The sequence below is a fragment of the Pseudoalteromonas sp. NS-SX12 genome (assembly GCF_057367955.1).
This window is the reverse complement of sequence record NZ_CM170634.1, coordinates 59,978-78,134: the sequence shown is the minus strand read 5'-3', so window position 1 is coordinate 78,134 and position 18,157 is coordinate 59,978. Positions and strand designations below refer to the sequence as shown.

Annotated in this window: 20 protein-coding genes; 9 read left to right on the top strand and 11 right to left on the bottom strand. The window is 39.9% G+C overall.

All coding sequences use genetic code 11. The annotated features are described in order from the left end of the window. Positions 1 to 7: 7 nt before the first annotated feature. The 7 genes from AC2IOM_RS00415 to pseB are packed head-to-tail and all read right to left on the bottom strand — an operon-like array spanning position 8 to position 6,674. Positions 8 to 679 carry a PIG-L deacetylase family protein gene (locus tag AC2IOM_RS00415; RefSeq protein ID WP_486358773.1) on the bottom strand — a complete coding sequence of 224 codons (672 nt, stop codon included), beginning with the start codon at positions 677 to 679 and terminating at the stop codon, positions 8 to 10. Position 680: 1 nt separating this feature from the next. Further along, positions 681 to 1,655: a UDP-2,4-diacetamido-2,4,6-trideoxy-beta-L-altropyranose hydrolase gene (gene pseG, locus AC2IOM_RS00410; protein WP_486358772.1), complete on the bottom strand. Its 975-nt coding sequence runs from the start codon at positions 1,653 to 1,655 to the stop codon at positions 681 to 683. After that, entirely contained in the window at positions 1,639 to 2,931 is a 1,293-nt protein-coding gene (locus AC2IOM_RS00405) for an aspartate aminotransferase family protein (RefSeq protein WP_486358771.1), read from the bottom strand. The genes pseG and AC2IOM_RS00405 overlap by 17 nt, the downstream gene beginning before the upstream one ends. A gap of 2 nt (positions 2,932 to 2,933) precedes the next feature. Next, complete coding sequence (locus AC2IOM_RS00400) at positions 2,934 to 3,698, bottom strand: cytidylyltransferase domain-containing protein (RefSeq protein WP_486358770.1); 765 nt, start codon at positions 3,696 to 3,698, stop codon at positions 2,934 to 2,936. After that, on the bottom strand, positions 3,692 to 4,537 hold the full coding sequence (locus AC2IOM_RS00395; protein ID WP_486358769.1) for an aldo/keto reductase: 846 nt from the start codon (positions 4,535 to 4,537) through the stop codon (positions 3,692 to 3,694). Before AC2IOM_RS00395 ends, AC2IOM_RS00400 begins: the two co-directional genes overlap by 7 nt. Continuing rightward, positions 4,534 to 5,676 (bottom strand): UDP-4-amino-4,6-dideoxy-N-acetyl-beta-L-altrosamine transaminase, encoded by a 1,143-nt coding sequence (gene pseC / locus AC2IOM_RS00390; protein WP_486358768.1) that lies wholly within the window; start codon positions 5,674 to 5,676, stop codon positions 4,534 to 4,536. The genes AC2IOM_RS00395 and pseC overlap by 4 nt, the downstream gene beginning before the upstream one ends. Then, entirely contained in the window at positions 5,673 to 6,674 is a 1,002-nt protein-coding gene (gene pseB / locus AC2IOM_RS00385) for a UDP-N-acetylglucosamine 4,6-dehydratase (inverting) (protein ID WP_486358767.1), read from the bottom strand. Before pseB ends, pseC begins: the two co-directional genes overlap by 4 nt. A gap of 198 nt (positions 6,675 to 6,872) precedes the next feature. On the opposite strand from pseB, the gene AC2IOM_RS00380 reads away from it, so the two are divergent. The 6 genes from AC2IOM_RS00380 to AC2IOM_RS00355 all read left to right on the top strand — a co-directional run bounded on the left by AC2IOM_RS00380 (position 6,873) and on the right by AC2IOM_RS00355 (position 12,451). Then, complete coding sequence (locus AC2IOM_RS00380) at positions 6,873 to 7,658, top strand: flagellin N-terminal helical domain-containing protein (RefSeq protein ID WP_486358766.1); 786 nt, start codon at positions 6,873 to 6,875, stop codon at positions 7,656 to 7,658. A 136-nt stretch (positions 7,659 to 7,794) separates the two neighbouring features. Beyond that, entirely contained in the window at positions 7,795 to 9,243 is a 1,449-nt protein-coding gene (locus AC2IOM_RS00375) for a sigma-54 dependent transcriptional regulator (RefSeq protein ID WP_486358765.1), read from the top strand. A gap of 211 nt (positions 9,244 to 9,454) precedes the next feature. Further along, complete coding sequence (locus AC2IOM_RS00370) at positions 9,455 to 10,510, top strand: hypothetical protein (RefSeq protein ID WP_336434672.1); 1,056 nt, start codon at positions 9,455 to 9,457, stop codon at positions 10,508 to 10,510. A gap of 257 nt (positions 10,511 to 10,767) precedes the next feature. Beyond that, complete coding sequence (locus AC2IOM_RS00365) at positions 10,768 to 11,676, top strand: M14 family metallopeptidase (protein WP_486358764.1); 909 nt, start codon at positions 10,768 to 10,770, stop codon at positions 11,674 to 11,676. Between the two features lie 12 nt (positions 11,677 to 11,688). Beyond that, positions 11,689 to 12,153, top strand: coding sequence for a cyclic nucleotide-binding domain-containing protein (locus tag AC2IOM_RS00360; RefSeq protein WP_486358763.1), 465 nt, complete (start codon positions 11,689 to 11,691; stop codon positions 12,151 to 12,153). A 1-nt stretch (position 12,154) separates the two neighbouring features. After that, positions 12,155 to 12,451: a hypothetical protein gene (locus tag AC2IOM_RS00355; RefSeq protein ID WP_010560703.1), complete on the top strand. Its 297-nt coding sequence runs from the start codon at positions 12,155 to 12,157 to the stop codon at positions 12,449 to 12,451. 3 nt (positions 12,452 to 12,454) lie between these two features. On the opposite strand, the gene AC2IOM_RS00350 is transcribed toward AC2IOM_RS00355, so the two are convergent. Then, the gene (locus AC2IOM_RS00350; protein WP_486358762.1) at positions 12,455 to 13,201 is read right to left on the bottom strand and encodes an MBL fold metallo-hydrolase; all 747 of its coding nucleotides are present in this window, start codon (positions 13,199 to 13,201) and stop codon (positions 12,455 to 12,457) included. Between the two features lie 20 nt (positions 13,202 to 13,221). Here AC2IOM_RS00350 and AC2IOM_RS00345 point away from each other — a divergent pair, with 20 nt between their 5' ends. Together AC2IOM_RS00345 and AC2IOM_RS00340 are read left to right on the top strand one after the other, a co-directional pair. After that, positions 13,222 to 13,890, top strand: coding sequence for a sulfotransferase family protein (locus AC2IOM_RS00345; protein WP_486358761.1), 669 nt, complete (start codon positions 13,222 to 13,224; stop codon positions 13,888 to 13,890). A gap of 60 nt (positions 13,891 to 13,950) precedes the next feature. Beyond that, positions 13,951 to 14,523 carry a MiaE family protein gene (locus AC2IOM_RS00340; protein ID WP_486358760.1) on the top strand — a complete coding sequence of 191 codons (573 nt, stop codon included), beginning with the start codon at positions 13,951 to 13,953 and terminating at the stop codon, positions 14,521 to 14,523. A gap of 10 nt (positions 14,524 to 14,533) precedes the next feature. Here the strand turns inward: AC2IOM_RS00340 and AC2IOM_RS00335 are convergent, their stop codons facing one another. Then, positions 14,534 to 15,067 (bottom strand): NUDIX hydrolase, encoded by a 534-nt coding sequence (locus AC2IOM_RS00335; RefSeq protein WP_486358759.1) that lies wholly within the window; start codon positions 15,065 to 15,067, stop codon positions 14,534 to 14,536. A 154-nt stretch (positions 15,068 to 15,221) separates the two neighbouring features. On the opposite strand from AC2IOM_RS00335, the gene AC2IOM_RS00330 reads away from it, so the two are divergent. Further along, positions 15,222 to 16,775, top strand: a complete 1,554-nt coding sequence (locus AC2IOM_RS00330; RefSeq protein WP_486358758.1) for an AbgT family transporter — start codon at positions 15,222 to 15,224, stop codon at positions 16,773 to 16,775. Between the two features lie 143 nt (positions 16,776 to 16,918). Here the strand turns inward: AC2IOM_RS00330 and AC2IOM_RS00325 are convergent, their stop codons facing one another. Beyond that, the gene (locus tag AC2IOM_RS00325; protein ID WP_486358757.1) at positions 16,919 to 17,626 is read right to left on the bottom strand and encodes a DUF3379 domain-containing protein; all 708 of its coding nucleotides are present in this window, start codon (positions 17,624 to 17,626) and stop codon (positions 16,919 to 16,921) included. Continuing rightward, positions 17,619 to 18,131 (bottom strand): sigma-70 family RNA polymerase sigma factor, encoded by a 513-nt coding sequence (locus AC2IOM_RS00320; RefSeq protein WP_233430493.1) that lies wholly within the window; start codon positions 18,129 to 18,131, stop codon positions 17,619 to 17,621. Before AC2IOM_RS00320 ends, AC2IOM_RS00325 begins: the two co-directional genes overlap by 8 nt. Positions 18,132 to 18,157: the final 26 nt, after the last annotated feature.

The following is an 18,157-nucleotide window of genomic DNA, read 5'->3' as shown; positions in this document are numbered from 1 at the left end:
TACGTATTTAATCGCGAATATAGATAACTTCAAATGCTTCTGCAGCGTTGTAACCTACAGTGTGGCCTCTTAAGCCCATCAAATGCAAAATGTTTGAAAAGCTCCGTGTATGAGGGGCATCTCGCATCTCTGAGGCATAGTGTTGCAGTGCATCCATTTTTTTATCTACAAAATCTGTCACATCAACAAAATAGTTGGGATTAAACTTTTGTTGTTCAGAAAAATGCCACTCACTTGCTGAAAGCACCTCGAATGCAAGTACTTTGTTTATTTTACTTGCAGGTTGCGGCCTAGCAGCTGTTATCACCGCACGTGCTGTGCATTGATGGTCAATGTTGAGATCATAATAAGAGTGTGTATAGATGATTTCAGGTTGATGCTTGGTTAAGAAGCTTTCGACTACGCGTGTTATTTCAAGCAATGGCACACTATCGAACTGATTATCTGGAAAGTTAGCGGTCTCTAAAGAGTGAATGCCTAAAGTTGAGACAGATGAAAAAAGATTTTGGTTACGAGTAGATATATCGTTTTCAGTAGCACTTTCTCTTGAACTTTCGCCGTCCGCTAAAATGAGCAGGTGAACGCTATCGCCAGCTTGAATATGTTTCGCTATAGTGCCACCGCACCCGAGTACTTCGTCATCAGGATGAGCCGCGATAACGGCGATTACTTTACTCATTTTATAGATCCACTAGTTTTATTATTTTCTCAACGATTTTAAATTTACCCTGACCATCACACAAGTTTTGCGCATTTTTAATTAAACTCGCTTGCTCGGTTTTAGTAGGCGGATTAAGAACAGTATTTTTAATCGTAGCTAAATCAGCTGCAATCGCAGCATGTTGTTCAACAAATAAAGAGTAGTTATTTTTTTGACAAGGATCTGTAAGCAGTAACGCCATTGGACGAGCCACTACAGCACCCTCAAATACTGAAGTGCCGGGTGCAATAATCAATAATTTGCTCTGTGCCATTAGCTCAGCCATATTGTCTGCATCGATTACAAGCTGAATGCGATGATGGCAGTTAGCAATTTGTTGCTTTAGTTCCAATATTTGTGGAAAGTTTTTACCTACAACTATACAAAGTGAAAGTGTTATTTTTATTTCGGCCAGTTGTGCTAATACTTTCAATGTAAATAACTCAGGATCTGTACCGCCAAAATTAATGAAAGCGTCAAAAAGTAATTGGTTTGATTTAATAGTTAAAAATTCATCCCGTATAAAGGTATATTGCGTTCCTGCAAACACTGTATTTGTTGAAGTAATGTTATTTGAGAAACTTACGTGCAAATCAGCATCATTAAATGTTCGTTCTAAGTCGTCTATTACCACAATAGGTATGGCATTGTGAGATTTGATTTTGCAACAAAAATCATCATTTATTTGATAGCTATCCACAATTAAAAGTGACTTATCGTTTGTCTGAAAAAGAAATGAATTGAGTTCGATGTAGTGCTCAATTGTAATTATTTTCTTAAAGGACTGACTGTATTGAGATAATAACTGATGTTCAGAGGATGAAATTAAAACACACTCAAAGCCTTTGACGCACAATTCTTTCGCTAAGCATTCACAACGCATTAAATGGCCAATACCTAGCTCAATACTTGCATCGAGATAAAAGTAAATACGAGGCTTATTTTTTTCTGACATGGAAAATAGGCTTAACAGGTTCACATGTTATTAGCTGCTCTAAATTGGCATTATCTATTGCCGACTTTAAATTAGGCAAAATACTGTTGTAACTGGCTAATAATTTGTCTACTTCCTTTTCAGTGTGTGCGTAGTTTAGATTATGACTACCAAAAAATAAGATGCCATTTTGAGCCATTTCTTGCATTAAGTAGGTGGTAATTAGCTCTTCAGAATAAGGTGTCTTTTCATGTGAGATAAGTAAAAAACTCCACGAAGGGTGACCGTTTACGGTAAATATCTCTTCGAGATTATGGTTTTTAATAATGGTTCTAAGACCTGAAATTAAATATTCACCTGTATGCTTAATGTGTGCTGTTGCACTTACTCGTTTTGCTTTTGTCAAAGAGGCTTTTGCTGCCGCAAGCGCGGTTGCGTCTCCAGCATAAGTCCCTGAGAAAAAGATGCTATCCATCAAGTCCATGATTTCATGTTTGCCACAAATGGCACTTAATGGAAAGCCATTCGCTAATCCTTTCCCGAGTGCTGTGAGATCGGGTGTTACACCAAATAATGCTTGGGCGCTGCCTGGGTCGAATCGAAATCCTGTAATGGTTTCATCAAAGATAAGTACAGCACCGTGGCGGTCACATAATTCGCGTACGCCCTCAAGAAAGCCATTTTCAGGGTAGAATACGTTCATCGGCTCTAAAATAACAGCGGCAATACTTTCTGTGTTATCAAATATCTTTTCGAGTGTTGAAATATCGTTGTATTCAAATTTATGCGTTAATGCTTGAACAGATTTTGGTACGCCTAATGAACGAGTCGTAGAGCCTATGTACCAGTCATGCCAACCATGATAACCGCAGACTGCAATTTCTTCTTTTCCTGTATAAGCTCTCGCTAGACGAATTGCTGCACTGGTTGCATCACTGCCATTTTTGCCAAACCGAACTTTTTCAGCACTGGGTATGGCATCGATGATGAGCTCAGCTACTTCGGTCTCAATTTTATTTGGCAGCGAAAATATACTACCTGAATGAATTTGGTTTATTACTGCGTTATTAATTTCTTCGTCAGCGTAACCCATATTGATAGCTAGTAGTGCAGATATAAAGTCAATATATTCATTACCATCATAATCCCATACTAAAGGACCTTTAGCATGCTCAATGAAAAGGGGAGTGCCGCCAACAGGGAAGCAATAATGGCTTTTACTAAACGTTTGTGAGCCTACAGGGATCACCTTAAGTGCATCGTCTAGTAGCTGTTTTGATCGTTCAAATGTGCGCATAGTTAATCTTTTATTTGGTAACCTTCATTTCGGCTAATATGATTATTCAACTTGCAAAGTTCAGGCCTTTTTTCAAGCAAAGCAAGGATATCTGAAAAGTTGAATTCTGCTTCAGATTGTTCAAAGACGCCAAACACTTCTGACACAAACTGAAAATCTTCAGGGTTATCTACAGTCCAACGCAAGTGACTTAAATCTGAAGAGTGTGTCACATTACTGAGCTTAAATAAGCCAGAATCTGTGATATAAGGCGTTACATGTTCTCTTTGATGTTGCAACTTAGCATGGGTTGCAGCTGTTTTGAGCGCAGTGAAGGTAAACACTTCAGTGTCCAATCCATCTGGATAAGTAGGTGGTAAACAGTTTGATGTATAGTCAGCACCACCTTGGCAATGAACTTCAATCACACGTTTGCTTACTGTTGGGTCGATTAACGGGCAATCTCCAGTAAAGCGAACAATATCAGTGGCTTGAAATTGTTTTGCACACTGGTAAAAGCGGTCTAAAACATCGTTTAGATTGCCTCTGAAACAAGGAATATTCAAAGACTGCGCAAGCTCAGCTATTTCATCATCACTAGGGTGTTCGCTTGTAGCCAACACCAGCTGGTCGATATTTCCGATGGTGCTTAATCTTTTTATTTGCAGTGCCAACATTGGCTGACCATTGATAGTTTTTAGCACTTTTCTTGGTAGTCGAGATGAGCTTGTTCTCGCTTGTAAAATCGCAATTATTCTGCGTTGTTTATTTAAATCTGGGGTTACCATAAATCAGGTCGAATCAATTGTTCTTTGGTAGTCGCTAATGAACTTATATCGGCACGCATATTTGTATCTTTATAGTTGGAGATAAGCTCAACAAGCTGCTGATAGTTGCATACACCTATTACCCACTTATCAACTTTTTCAAATTGAGTGATAGCACTCATCGCGAGATGCGCTAGGGAAATATTTTGTGACTGAGCGATATTGTCTCGGAGCTTGAAGTTTGAAAGAAATTGAGAAAATTTGACGGGTATTTGTTCAATAGGTGTTAGTAGCAAGCCTTGCAAAAATAGTGAACGACAATGGATCTCCACTTTATTTTCGACAAGCTTATCAATGATTGAGTGGCGTATTATCCGCTGATCAAAGAGATTACATGGGAATTGGACTATTTCAAGAAATCCAGTCGAAAAAGCAAGCTCGATAGTCTCTGGTTTGTAAGTCGATATACCAACTTTCTCAATAAAAAACTGCGACTTTAACTGTACTAGCTCTGTTAGAGCTGATTGTAATTCTTTTTTACTTACATCATCTGCATCATGTAATAGTACAGCTTTAATCGGATGGTTGCGAAGCTGCTTTTTTGCTTCTTTCAACTGTTCATTAAGCGACAGCGAGTGGTTAATACTTATTTTTGTTACCACTGAAAATTTCGCTAATAGTCCACTATTGGCAAGCCTAGTTTGGCTATCGCCATACGCCAATGCGCAATCTAAAGTATCAATACCTTGTTTCGCAGCTAAATCCAGAATTTGGCTCAATTCACTGTCTTTGACTTTTCCGAATTGATTTGTGATGCCATAGTCTAAACCAAACTGTACCGTACCAATTGCAAGCTTCACATTAGTTCTCTTAATGTTTTTGTAATAAAGATAATGTCATTTTCAGTTAAATTTGGGTGAAGCGGCAAAGTAATGGCTTTGGAATAATATTCTTCCGAATTTGGGTAGTCACCTTCTCTAAAACCTAAATTGCGGTAGAAAGGCTGTAAATGAATTGGAATATAATGAACGTGAGCAAATACACCATTGGCACGTAATTGCGTAACGATTTCTTTTCTTTTTGCAGCATTATCCAAAAGCACCACATATAAATGATAAGAAGAATAGCAATCAGGCGATTGCATGAGGTGCGTTAGGTTCGTTGGTAAATACTTGGTATACAACGCTGTGAGTTGGTGACGTTTGGTAACAAATTCATCCAAGCGTTTCATTTGACTAAGGCCAAGAGCAGCTTGAATATCTGTGATGCGATAGTTAAAACCGAGAGATTGTTGCTCGTAATACCAGGGCCCTTGATCATCTTTTTCAAGATCTGCTGGTTGGTTTGTAATGCCATGACTACGCAAGCTTTTTAACTTGGTTGCGATATTACCGCACTTGGTTGTTAGCATACCGCCTTCGGCGCTAGTGATGATTTTTACCGGGTGAAAACTAAAAACACAAATATCGCTGAACTGGCAATTACCTACCGGCGAGTTGTTATATTTTGCACCTATTGCATGAGATGCATCTTCAATAATTTTAAAGTGATATTCATTTGCCAGTTTTGCAATTTCTGCCATGTCACATGATTGACCCGCAAAATGCACTGGTATAACGACTTTTGGTAATGTGTTGTTGTTTTTTGCTTCTTGTAATTTCGCTCGTAGTGAAGCAATCGAGATATTTCCCGTTTCAACATCAATATCAACAAAGTCGACCGTTGCGTCACAGTAAATAGCGCAGTTACTGCTGGCTACAAATGAGTTTGGTGAAGTCCAAACAGTGTCTCCTTTGCCGACACCAAGCGCTAAACAGGCGATATGTAATGCTGAAGTTGCGCTATTAACCGCAATTGCAAACTTAGCACCACAATATTCACTAACCGACAGTTCAAACTGACCAATTGCTGGTCCTTGCGTTAAGTAATCCGATTTTAAAACGTTAACAACAGCATCGATATCGTCTTGATTGATATCTTGTTTGCCATATGGAATCACTTAAGTGCCTCAATATTAAAATTGGCAATTTGCTCAATTGTCATATAGTCAGGGTTGTCTAATGAGTTATATTCAAAGCCAGGTTCAACTTCTTTGCCTTTCTCACCAATCGCATTAATCGTGAAGTCATTGCTTCTGCTGCTGAATTTTATACCTGGCGCAATGACGAAGTGATCGTCGTATTCAAATGTGTCATAACATAGATCGGCAGGGCACATTACTTCGTGTAACTTTTCGCCAGGACGAATGCCAATGATTTTAAGTGGTAAGTTAGGTGCCATTGCTTTGGCTAAATCGGTGATTTTAATTGACGGAATTTTAGGCACGAAAATTTCACCGCCAAGCATACGTTCAAAGTTCTTCAGAACGAAATCAACGCCCTGTTGTAGGCTAATCCAAAAACGCGTCATATCTTCATGCGTAATAGGAATGTGATCTTTACCTTCGTCGATAAATTTTTGGAAAACAGGTACGACAGAGCCTCGAGAACAGACAACATTGCCGTAACGTACAACAGAAAATGTGGTTTTATGACCACCTGCGATATTATTCGCAGCAACAAATAATTTATCAGATGCTAGTTTAGTTGCACCGTAGAGGTTTATTGGGTTTGCGGCTTTATCGGTTGATAGGGCAATGACTTTTTCAACATCATTGTTAAGTGCTGCATCAATCACATTTTCAGCGCCATTGATGTTTGTTTTAATGCATTCCATCGGGTTGTATTCAGCTGCAGGAACCTGCTTTAAAGCTGCTGCATGAATGACGTAATCAACTCCTCTCATTGCTCGATTGAGTCTTTCTTTATCTCTAACATCACCGATAAAATATCGCATACAATCTTGATTAAAATCTTGTTGCATTTCGAACTGCTTTAATTCGTCGCGAGAAAACACAATAATTTTTTTAGGGTTATAAAGTGATAACAATGTTTTGACATATTTTTTGCCAAAAGATCCTGTTCCACCTGTTATTAAAATTGTCTTATTGTCGAACATAGTGTTTCCCACTGTATTTACTGAATTTCACAAAGATTAATAGTTCTTTCATTACTTTAGCTTATTAAGCACTAAATATGCCAATAGTTTGTCAATAAACCCTTTAGTCACGAGTAAAAAAGCAGCTTTTTGTACTATAATTGTACTAATCTAATTTTGATATAATTCCATCAGATTACAGGTAGGAGGCAACCTAGTATGAAGATCCAAAATCAAAATTTTGCTTTTTTCAATCGCACTGAGGAAAAAAGCAAAACATTACTTGAACAATTAGCTAGCGGAAAGCGGGTTAATTCAGCATCTGATGACGCAGCGGCACTGCAAATTATTGACAGATTGCAAGCGCAGCAAAACGGTCAAAACCAAGCTATCCGAAATGCTTATGATGGTATTTCATATGCACAAGTCGCTGAGGGGGCGCTCGCTGGGGTAAATGAATCTGTATCTCGTATTGAGCAATTATCATTGCAAGCTGCAAACGGTGCATTAACAGACTCTGATAGAAGTGCAATTCAAGAGGAGATATCGCAGCTACAAACAGGTATTACTGAAACCTATGAAAACACTACATTTGGTGGTGCAAAATTGTTTGATGGTAATGATGTAACCTTTCAGGTGGGTGCAGATGCAAATCAAACCCAAAGCTTGAATCCCGGTGATAATAGTGTTGTTTCAAATGTGCTTACTATTGACGTTTCGACCCAAGCCGGCGCTCAAGCCGCCATTAGTGTGACTCAACAGGCACGTGACGATATTAATTCTAATCGTGCTAGTTTAGGTGCTAGTCAAAACGCGTTTGAGCAGAACATTCGTGGGTTGACGAATAATGCGATTAATGTGGCTGCGTCACAAAGCCGTATTCAAGATACTGATTACGCTCAAGCAATTTCTCAACAAACGGCTAATGATATTCTCTCACAGGCATCGGTAGCGCTTGCTGGTCAGGCAAATCAGAGTGCAAGCCAAGTACTTGGCTTGCTTTAATTTGCTTGTGATAAATCAAACTTTGGTGTCAATTTTTTGAATTGACGCCAAAATCCCGCCACTTGTACCTTGCAACATCGGTCTAAGCCGTTACAATAAAACAATAATTAAAATAACATTATAATTGTGCCCGTATATGAGCCTTACCAATTCCACTTGGGTTATTGACGAAAACGAGAATCGAGCAAATAAGTTAGTTGCATCACTGTGTTTTATTGGGGAACACGCGAAAGTGGCAACAGCAACAGACGTGCAAGAATCAGCATTGCATCATGTGGAAACGGTATTTTTAGGTGCGTTAACCGGTCATGATCATGAAACGCTGATAAAAAGCCAGCCAGAGACTCCTTTTATCCTAATTGGTGAAACGCTACGACCGCTATTATCGCTGGCTAACGTTATTGGCATTTTAGCGGAGCCTTTCGCTTATGCGCCAACCACTGAATTGCTACGCGATTGCCAAGAATACAAACGTCATTTACCTAATTTAACTAGTTCGCAGAATGAAAAACGCTTTGACGGTTTAATTGGCGCGACGTCTGAAATTGAGCATATTCGTTTTTTAATCCAACAAGTTGCAAAAACAAACGCGAATGTACTTATTTTAGGTGAGTCGGGCACAGGTAAAGAAGTTGTCGCACGCAATATCCATTTATTGTCTAATCGCAACAGCGGGCCATTTATTCCGGTTAACTGTGGTGCAATTCCAGGCGATTTACTGGAAAGTGAGTTATTTGGTCATGAAAAAGGGGCTTTTACTGGAGCTATTTCTACGCGTAAAGGGCGATTTGAAATGGCACAAGGGGGAACTTTATTCCTTGATGAAATCGGTGATATGCCAAGTCAAATGCAGGTTAAGCTACTGCGAGTTTTACAGGAACGCGTATACGAACGTGTTGGTGGCGGCAAGCCAATAAAAGCAGATGTTCGTATCATCGCAGCCACGCACCGCAATCTAGAAACCATGATTGAAGAAGACGCGTTTCGTGAAGATTTATATTATCGCTTAAATGTATTTCCTATTGAAAATCCATCGCTGCGTGAGCGTAAAAATGATGTTCCTTTATTATTGCAAGAGTTGATTAAGCGCAACGTTGCAGTTGGTGGGGCAAATGTAAAGTTTACCGAGCGAGCGCTTGATAGTTTAAAAGAACATGGTTGGCCAGGTAACGTTAGGGAACTTTCTAATTTAGTAGAACGTATGCAAATTATGTTTCCAGAAAAAGTGGTTGATGTGTCTGATCTGCCTAAAAAATATCAGCATATTGATGTGGAAGAGTATATTCCTGAGTATCCAGAAGAGATTTTAGAGCGTCAGGCCCTCAACGATATTTTTAGTGAAGGCTTTGGTGAATTTGAAGAAAACGACAGCGATGCTTTTGATGTTCCACTTGATGCAAGTCAACCCGCAGTACTGCCTGCTGAAGGCATCGAATTAAAAAGCTACTTAGCAGAGTTAGAAGTGTGTTTAATTGAACAAGCACTTGAGCGCAATGAAAACGTGGTAGCGCGTGCTGCTGAAGTGCTTGGTGTAAGGCGCACAACGTTAGTTGAAAAGATGAAAAAGTATAACCTAAACAACTAAATAAGTTCACAGTAATGGCTTGCTTGTTAATTCATTTTGGCGTTAACAGTAGGCCATTTAGTCGGCATTTCCCCTATATAAATCTAAACGACAATTAGAGTCTAGACTCTATATTTCTTGTACCTAAGATAAATTATATTGAATTCAACTGTAATAATTGTTAATTTTTTGTATCGAGGTTGAGGAAAATAATAATTATAAGGTTGGTAGTATGAAACAATTCACAATTACGGCATGTTTAGCCTTGTCTTTACTTGGTTGTGGCGATCCCGATAGCTTGGATAACATTGAATTTGTTAAACGTAATTTAGAAAATAAAAACCTACACGAAAAGCTACTGACAATTGAGCTTACGAAAGATCGCTCGAAGCAGCACCAAGAGCTGTATCAAAAAATTAGTACAAGCTATAAATTACTTGAGCAAAGTAAAACTGAGAAAGACCGCTTTTCCTCGTACCATCATAGCTTTCTTGCCCGTGATGCATACTATACCGATGAATCTGACTATCAAGCCGTAGTGAGTGCCAAAAAACTAGAGGATGTCACTGGGCTGTATCGTCGCATTGAGCCTTATTTTAAAAATGAACAAGCTGCAGACTTTATTTATACCACTACCGCAGATACATGGGATATTTACTCGGTAATACAGCAAGTAAAATACAACGCGCAGGTTTTACATGCTGTTGACGAAGGTAAAAATGTTAAGAAGAAAAATAACAACCCAGAGTTAAGAAAGTGGTTAGATAGAGCCATTGCACGTGAGTATCAAGAACTACAAGAAATCGTTTTTATATTGGTTCAGGCTAGTGAGACCAATAAGGAAGATTTTTACGCGGATAAAAAACAAATTGAACAAGACGCCGACCGCATTCTAGCAGGTGTTCGTGCAGAAAAAGCCAGACAAATGTTAAAACCAGATATGTACGCATGGCAGCAAAAGAACTTATGGCGCTACGAACTGGTTAATAATACGTGCATGGTACTGGATGAAAAAATTAGAGATTACGCCATCGCAAAAGATTGTCATCGCCTATTAAAGGCATATGAAGGTTACACAATCGAGCCTGATGAATTTTCAAACTTCGCGGCTAAATCTCGTATGGCACGTAATAAGTTAGCGGCTGTGACCGAAGAATTAAAAGAACGCTACAACTACAGCGAAAAAGTGCAGAAGTCTGATTTAAAACCGAATGACCAACTTAACTCACTGATGATGTCGTTGAAAAAAGATATGTATCGTGCAACGCCAAATATTGGCATCTTATAGCAGGTAGTAGTGAGCTTAGCCTTCGTTTTGTTGCCCCCACGCAGCGACGCGCAAGGCGTTGCTCGATGTTCGTTTAGATTGTGAAGCGATAAATCGAACGTTGCAATAAAGATGCATTAAAACAAAGCAAAAAAGCAAAAGTAGTGCAGTAAAGAGCGACAGATATTAATACAAGCGGCAATGGCCGCTTTTTTTATGTCATTTATTCAGCCAGTTGATATGATAGTCACTCTGTATTTTTGAATAGTAGGTGTAGTTTGAGTTCATATTATCCAATAGGTATTCCTGGCCAAAAGTGGAATGACGCAGAAAAGTCACAATGGTTAAATCAGCAACAAAAAAAGCGTGATTACAATCAGCTGGTGGTTTCACAAATAAACCAACTAACCGATGCATTTGATATTGAAAGCTATGGGCAGCTGCCTTACGGTGATGATCTTACTCTGTTCGCTCTGCGCTCTAAATCTTGGCAACAAGATAAGCCATGTGTATTAATTACAGGTGGAGTACATGGTTACGAAACTAGCGGCGTAATGGGTGCTCTGGCATTTGCTAAAAACGATGTCAAAGACTTTGAAGATGCGTTTAATTTTGTGATTTTACCTTGTATTAGCCCGTGGGGATTTGAAACCATTAATCGCTGGAATTCCTATGCGGTTGACCCAAATCGGTCTTTTTTTAATGATTCTCCAGCCCCTGAATCTCAGGCGGTATTAAATTACTTAAGCAAACTTAACTGTGACTTTTTAATGCATATTGATTTGCATGAAACCACAGACACCGACAATTCTGAATTTCGTCCAGCATTAGCAGCGCGTGATGGCGCTCAGCACACTAACTGGAATATTCCTGATGGGTTTTATTTGGTAGGCGATTCAAAACGTCCAGAAGCGGCGTTTCAAAAAGCCATTATTGAGTCAGTTGAGCAAGTCACCCATATTGCGCCGGCGGATGAAAATGGTGAACTAATCGGCGTAGCGATTTCACAATTTGGTGTATGCAACTACGACTGTAAAGGTTTATCTCTGTGCGCTGGTATTACTGATGCGACATATGTTACTACCACAGAAGTTTATCCGGATAGCCCTAAAGCGGATGAGCAAAATTGCATTGATGCACAAGTTGCCGCAATTCGTGGCGGGTTAAACTACTTGAACGCGTTGTAACGGAGAGGATTAGTGGCACTGATCACACAAATTCCCCTAATCAAAAAAATGGAGTTGGTTAATCGCCTATCATTTTTTAAAACGCTTACATTAGCAGAAAGGCAAATGGTAGTTGAGTCATTTTCTGAATTGCATTTGTTCAAAAAAGACAAAATGGTATTTAGGCAAAATGAACACGATAACCACCTATATATTGTGTTGTCCGGTGAGCTAGTGTTGTATAAACAGCAGCATAAACCATCGCTTGTTTCTATTCGGCCTGGCGATTTTGTTGGTGAAGGATCATTTGTCGAAACACATAATCGCAGTATTAATGCCAAAGCGAACGCAGAAACTATCGTGTTGGCTATTTCACATACGGCGATGCAAAAATTGCCTTACGCAATTCGCGATAAGATAAAAGATCGCATTATTTTAGGCATGAGCCAACGCATTGAAAAACTTGGCGTAGTGATTGAAAAACTGCAAGGAAGTTAGCATGAAATTATATAAATTATTGGCTTTGGTAAGCGCGATTGTTGCGTTAAGTGCGTGTAGTACTGCGCCAAGAAATAGCAATCAAATCGAATGTAATGGTGAACGTTATCCTGTGACTTACATGAGCGAAATGCAGCAATATGAGGTAGAGCGTTTTGCAATGCGTCACGATTTCAGACCCGGTTGTGTATCGGGCAAGCTAAAAGAAATTAAGGCGCAAACTTGCCAGACAGCGTCATCTCTAAGTTATGAGCAATGGATGACATTGTATAACAGCTGTGCGGTTAATAAGCCTTAGGCTTTAACTTTTAGTAATTTGCTTTAACTTACTTTTTACAGAGCGCCAATGTGTCATCGGGATACTTGGCGCTTTTTTTAGTAAGTAATTAAAATCGATATCAGCGAAATTTATTTTGCCATCATGGGCAAGTAGCACTGAGGTTGGCTTTAAAGTTTTTAGCATCAATAATGAATTAAGATAGCGCTTGGGGTAAAAAACTGGAAAAGGCGGGATCAGCTTTCCTTTTACGTTTACCATAAGATCGGCGACGTAAATCATATTGCTGGGAATGTGATGCAAGCAAATATCTCTGTCAGTATGGCCTGGACTATGATGTACTTGCCACTCATCGAAGTCAGGAATGCTCACACCATCAGGCAAATAAATATCGGCCTTAAGCTTACGTGGGTACCACATAAAGGCTTGTTTTTTACCTTTACGACTGGCAACCCAACGCGCCAATAAAATATCGGTAATGTGCATCATAATGCCATCAAAGCCTTGATACCAATGACCAGGTGCGTTTGATGTTGCGATTTTTGCACCTGTCATACGGCGCAATTTGTGTGCACCACCGGCATGATCAGGATGCATATGCGTAACCATAATCAATTTTAGATCCGATAATGGTCGCCTTAGCTCTTGTGTAATAAAACGTGCAACGAGTTCACAATCCGCGCGGCAGCAGCCGTCCAACAGCATTAATTTATCTGGATATTCTACTAAATAGATCGATTGTATGTGTCCATTTAAGTTATGTAGTTGCATAATAAGCGCATTGTTTAAACGTGATATTATTCAGCTTATCGCAACTCATCAGACCACTCAAGAGGTGTCTTATTAGCAGTCAGAAAATCTTTGTTTTAGGCTTACCCCGCACTGGCACAACGAGTGTGTGTGCAGCTGCGCTCGCATTAGGCTTTAGAACGGCGCATACAGTGTATATTCAATCAACGTTAGATAGTGCTGAGTTTGTCGCAGACACGCCGGTTTTTAACGATTATGAGGCGCTGTTGCAGCAATATCCTACGGCAAAGTTTATTTATCTTGAGCGAGATTTAGCAAGCTGGTTGCCATCAATCAAAGTATTGTTAACGCGTATGGCAGATAGGCTGCTAACTGAACACGGTGGTTTTTTCCCAAGCTTAAAACGCTGTTATGGCGAGGTTTTTAATCCGCTAAATAAGCAAACCATGTTAGATGATGCGCATTTAAAACAGTGTTATTTATCGCATAAAGCCAAGGTAATGGACTTTTTGCAGCGAATCGATAACCAGCACTTAGTGATTAACTTGTCTGATGATAACAGTTATCAGCAATTTTGTTCGTTTCTAGGTAAGCAAGAGAAAGGCGGTTTTGAACAGCTCAACGTAAACGGTAAAGTTACGGCGTGGAAGCAAATCAAAAGCCCACTCAAACTCGACTCAACACGCAATGGTAAAGCGGATTTAAAATAGACATCTTTGAAGCTGACCATTAAACTGCGGCTAATTTGAATTACTAACATTAAGCCAAGTATGTTTGAACTGAAATACAAAACGCCATTTTCTTGGACTGAAGCGGTAATGGCCGATTTTGATACCTTTTTACAAGACCACGCTGCCGCTGAGAAAAAAGCGTCGGGCATGGCGCTTTCAATGCTTTCGCATTATCCAGATCGCCGCAAATTAGTGCGTGCAATGACTGACTTAGCGCTTGAAGAAATGATCCACTTTAAGCAAGTAGTGAAAATTCTGCTAGAGCGCGATATTACGTTAGGTAAAGACACTAAAGATTCGTATGTAAAAGATTTACGTGCGCTATTTCGCCAAGGTAAAGATGTGTTTTTATTAGACCGTCTAATTGTCGCAGCGGTAATCGAAGCCCGCGGTTATGAGCGCTTTTCATTGGTTGCTGAAGCGCTTGAAGAAGGCAAAGAAAAAGACTTCTACGTTACTATTGCCAAATCAGAAGAAAAGCACGCATTTTTATTTGTCGAGCTGGCCTATGAATATTTTGATAAAGCCGTAGTGGATGCTCGTTTAGAGGAAATTTTAGAAGCAGAAGCCAAAATCTGTGCCAAGTTGCCGCATACAGCGGCACTTCACTAATAAGCCTTGCTTATTTACACTTTGAGTTAAGCAGATTTTCTGCAATATGCTCAAGTAAAAAGGTTTCGCGCACAATGCTGATGCCTTTTTTATCTGACTCAGCCATTGTTTGCTTGTTGTAAGCAATGGCTTTATCTATATCCACCCAGTGTACCGTCATGCCATTGGCAATTTCATAATCTTCTAAATTTTGCTGATCAAATTCATCATCAATTTCGCAGGTAAAGCAATAAGATAGCATTTCTATAATTTGGCCATCTTGTTTGTAGTTGGGACGAAATTCACGGATCAAGCCATAGGGTGTAATCTTCTCAATCGCACGTGCGCCCGTTTCTTCCTGTAACTCTCTCACTAATGCTTGCTGTAAACTTTCACCATGATCAACACCGCCACCGGGCAAAGAGTAATCACGATAACGTTCGGTGTGTAGTAACAAAATGTTTTGGCCTTTGGTTACAATAGCACGTGTAGCGGGGCGCAATATACGTTGATGCTGATTGAGCGCGAGTTCATCAACAAAATTAAACTCTTTTATTACCTGCATAAAAATTACCAAATCGTTAAAAGGCACGCATAGTAGCACCGTGAAATCAGAATATAAACGCAAATTAAACGACACGTTAAAACAAATTAAGTTTCCTTTATCGCCACATCGTTTATGATAAATTAGCAAGAATAATAACTATTAGGGAAATACCATGTCATCGAGTAACGCTGATGCACAGACACAAAAAGTAAAACCCATAGATAAATTTCTTAATGGTATTGAGTATGTAGGAAATAAATTGCCAGATCCGGCAATGATATTTTTGTTCTCAATGTTATTGATTTGGGTACTTTCTGCAATTTTTTCAAATTACACGTTTTCAGCAATCGACCCACGCACCGGCGAAGCGATAGTTGTTAATAACTTACTTACTGGTGATAGCCTTGCCGCCTTTTTAGCGAATATGGTTAAAACATTCACCGGCTTTGCGCCGCTCGGTGTTGTACTTGTTGCAATGCTAGGTGTAGGTGTAGCCGAGCATTCGGGCTACATTAACACTGGCCTAAAGTTAATGTTAAAACGCACACCTAAGGCACTATTAACACCTTGCGTAATCTTAATTGCGATAGTTAGTCATACAGCAACTGACGCAGGTTATGTATTAGTAATTCCATTAGCGGGTGTTATATTTTATGCCATGGGGCGTCACCCATTAGTTGGTATTGCCGCTGCATTTGCTGGTGTAAGTGGTGGTTTTAGCGCCAACTTTATTCCATCGGGTATCGACCCGTTACTACAAAGCTTCACACAAAGTGCTGCGCAAATTATTGACCCTACTATTGAAGTTAATCCGCTCAATAACTGGTATTTCACTTCGGCGTCGAGTTTATTTATTGTGCTTCTGGGCTGGTATATCACCGATAAAATTATCGAGCCGCGCCTAAACAAGGTTGAGCTTGATGGTAACACAGATGACTTACCAAGCTTTGATCAAATTAATGACACCGAGCGTAAAGGCTTTTATATTGCGTCAGCTGTCATGATTGCTGGCCTTGCGCTACTTGCTTATGCTGCGTGGGGCGAAAGTTCTCCACTTCGTAGTAAAGAAGGCTCACTTACTGATTTTAAAGCACCATTAATGCAATCTATCGTGCCGATTATTTTCTTGGTTTTCTGGATCCCAGGGGCGGTTTACGGTTTTGTAGTGGGTACCTTTAAATCAAGTAAAGACATGATAGATGCAATGACCAAAGCAATGCATGGCATGGCGTATTATGTGGTTATGGCATTTTTCTGTGCGCTGTTTATTGCTGCGTTTTCGCAATCGAATCTGGGTGCATTACTCGCCATTGAAGGTGCCGAAGTACTAAAAGCAATGCAGCTACCAAGTGCGGTTACTGTGGTGGGCATTATTTTCTTAACTGGTTTTGTGAACCTGTTTGTTGGATCAAGTAGTGCAAAATGGGCGCTGCTAGGGCCTATTTTCGTACCTATGTTAATGCAGTTGGGCATTTCGCCAGACTTAACACAAGCGGCTTATCGTATTGGTGATTCAAGCTCGAATATTATCACGCCGTTAATGCCTTATTTCCCGCTAGTGGTGGTGTACTGTCAAAAGTATGTTAAGAATACCGGTATTGGTACATTAATCGCGTTAATGATCCCATATTCAATAGCCTTTATGATTGGCTGGACCTTGTTCTTACTTGCTTACTGGGGCCTAGGTTTACAATTAGGTTTACAAGCAAGTTATACCTATGGTTAATAGCGGTTCACTTAAATAGCTAATCATTCTAGTGGGCTAAACGTTTTGCTAATTGCGTTGGCATAACGTTTAGCTTCCAGCTCAAATAAAAACAGCAGGTTAATACCTGCTGTTTTTTTGTTTAAGTTACACTCGATTTTTTATTAAATGCGCCATTGCAGTGAATTTTGCAATTTGTCATTGTACGGCGAGAGTGCTTGACCTTTTTCACCGAGTAAAATGAGATTTGCTTTATGGCCTTGGTACGTCGCACCATCAAATGATTCGTCCGAAAAGTAAGACTCGGTACGATACTGATTGTCGCTTGGTACAATAAACAGTGTCATCGGGCCTTGCTCTGTTTGAAATACCAAATGCAGGCTTTTTTGCCCCTTAAAATCACAAAAGGTAAGGTAGCTTACTTGGTTTGGTAATTCGCTAAAATTACCACCAAAGCTGGCAAGCTTTGCATTTACTTCTTGCAAACTAAAGTTGTGATTTACATTAGTAAGCGAGCTAGGCTCATGGTAAACATGAGCAAGTGCGTGTTGCTCTAAATTAAGCGGTGCGCCCATATTTAAATAAGTGAACGACACGCCAAATAAAAACGCCACAGATGCTGCTAATGCTAAATGAACACGTGTTTTTTTACGCTGAGTTTGAAACGCATGCAATGACTGATTTAATACCAAGCGCTCAGCGAGATTCTCTGGCACGGGGATGTTAAGTGCTTGCTCAATGTCGTTATCAAGGGCTTTTAGTTCGTTACTAAATGCGTGTGCATCTGGGTCTGACTCAAGCGCATCGAGCACGTCTTTGTCGCTGGTATTAGGATCAGCATATAAACGACGTCGTAATTCTAATTCATCCATTGTTGATCCCCCTTTGTAAACTTGGTTGTAAATTGTCTTTCAATTGGTTGCGAGCACGAAATAGTCGTGTCATTACGGTGTTTTTGTTAAGTGATAAAATGGATGCGATTTCATCACCACTAAACCCCATCACGACTTGCAAAAGCAAGGGTTCACGGTACTCTTCATCGAGTTGCATAATGCGTTTTTGCAGCTGTGAACGCTCTGCGTTTTGTTCCATATCGAGGGTTTGCGTATCGCATAGCGTATCTTGCTCAACATCGCTGTAATCAAATTGTTTACGCTCAAAACGGCGCGCATTCTCACGACGTAAAATCGTGATTAACCATGCTTTAGCTGCTTGCTGGTCAAGTAGTGAATCAAGCGAGCGCCAAGCCCTCAAAAAAGTTTCTTGCACAAGGTCTTCGGCAACTGTTGGGTCACCTGCTAACCAGTATGCGAAGCGATATAGCTCTTTGTGATACACATTCACTAACGCTTCATATCGTTTTTGTTTATCAGCCATGTCAATTAAGACCTGACGTTGCTGTT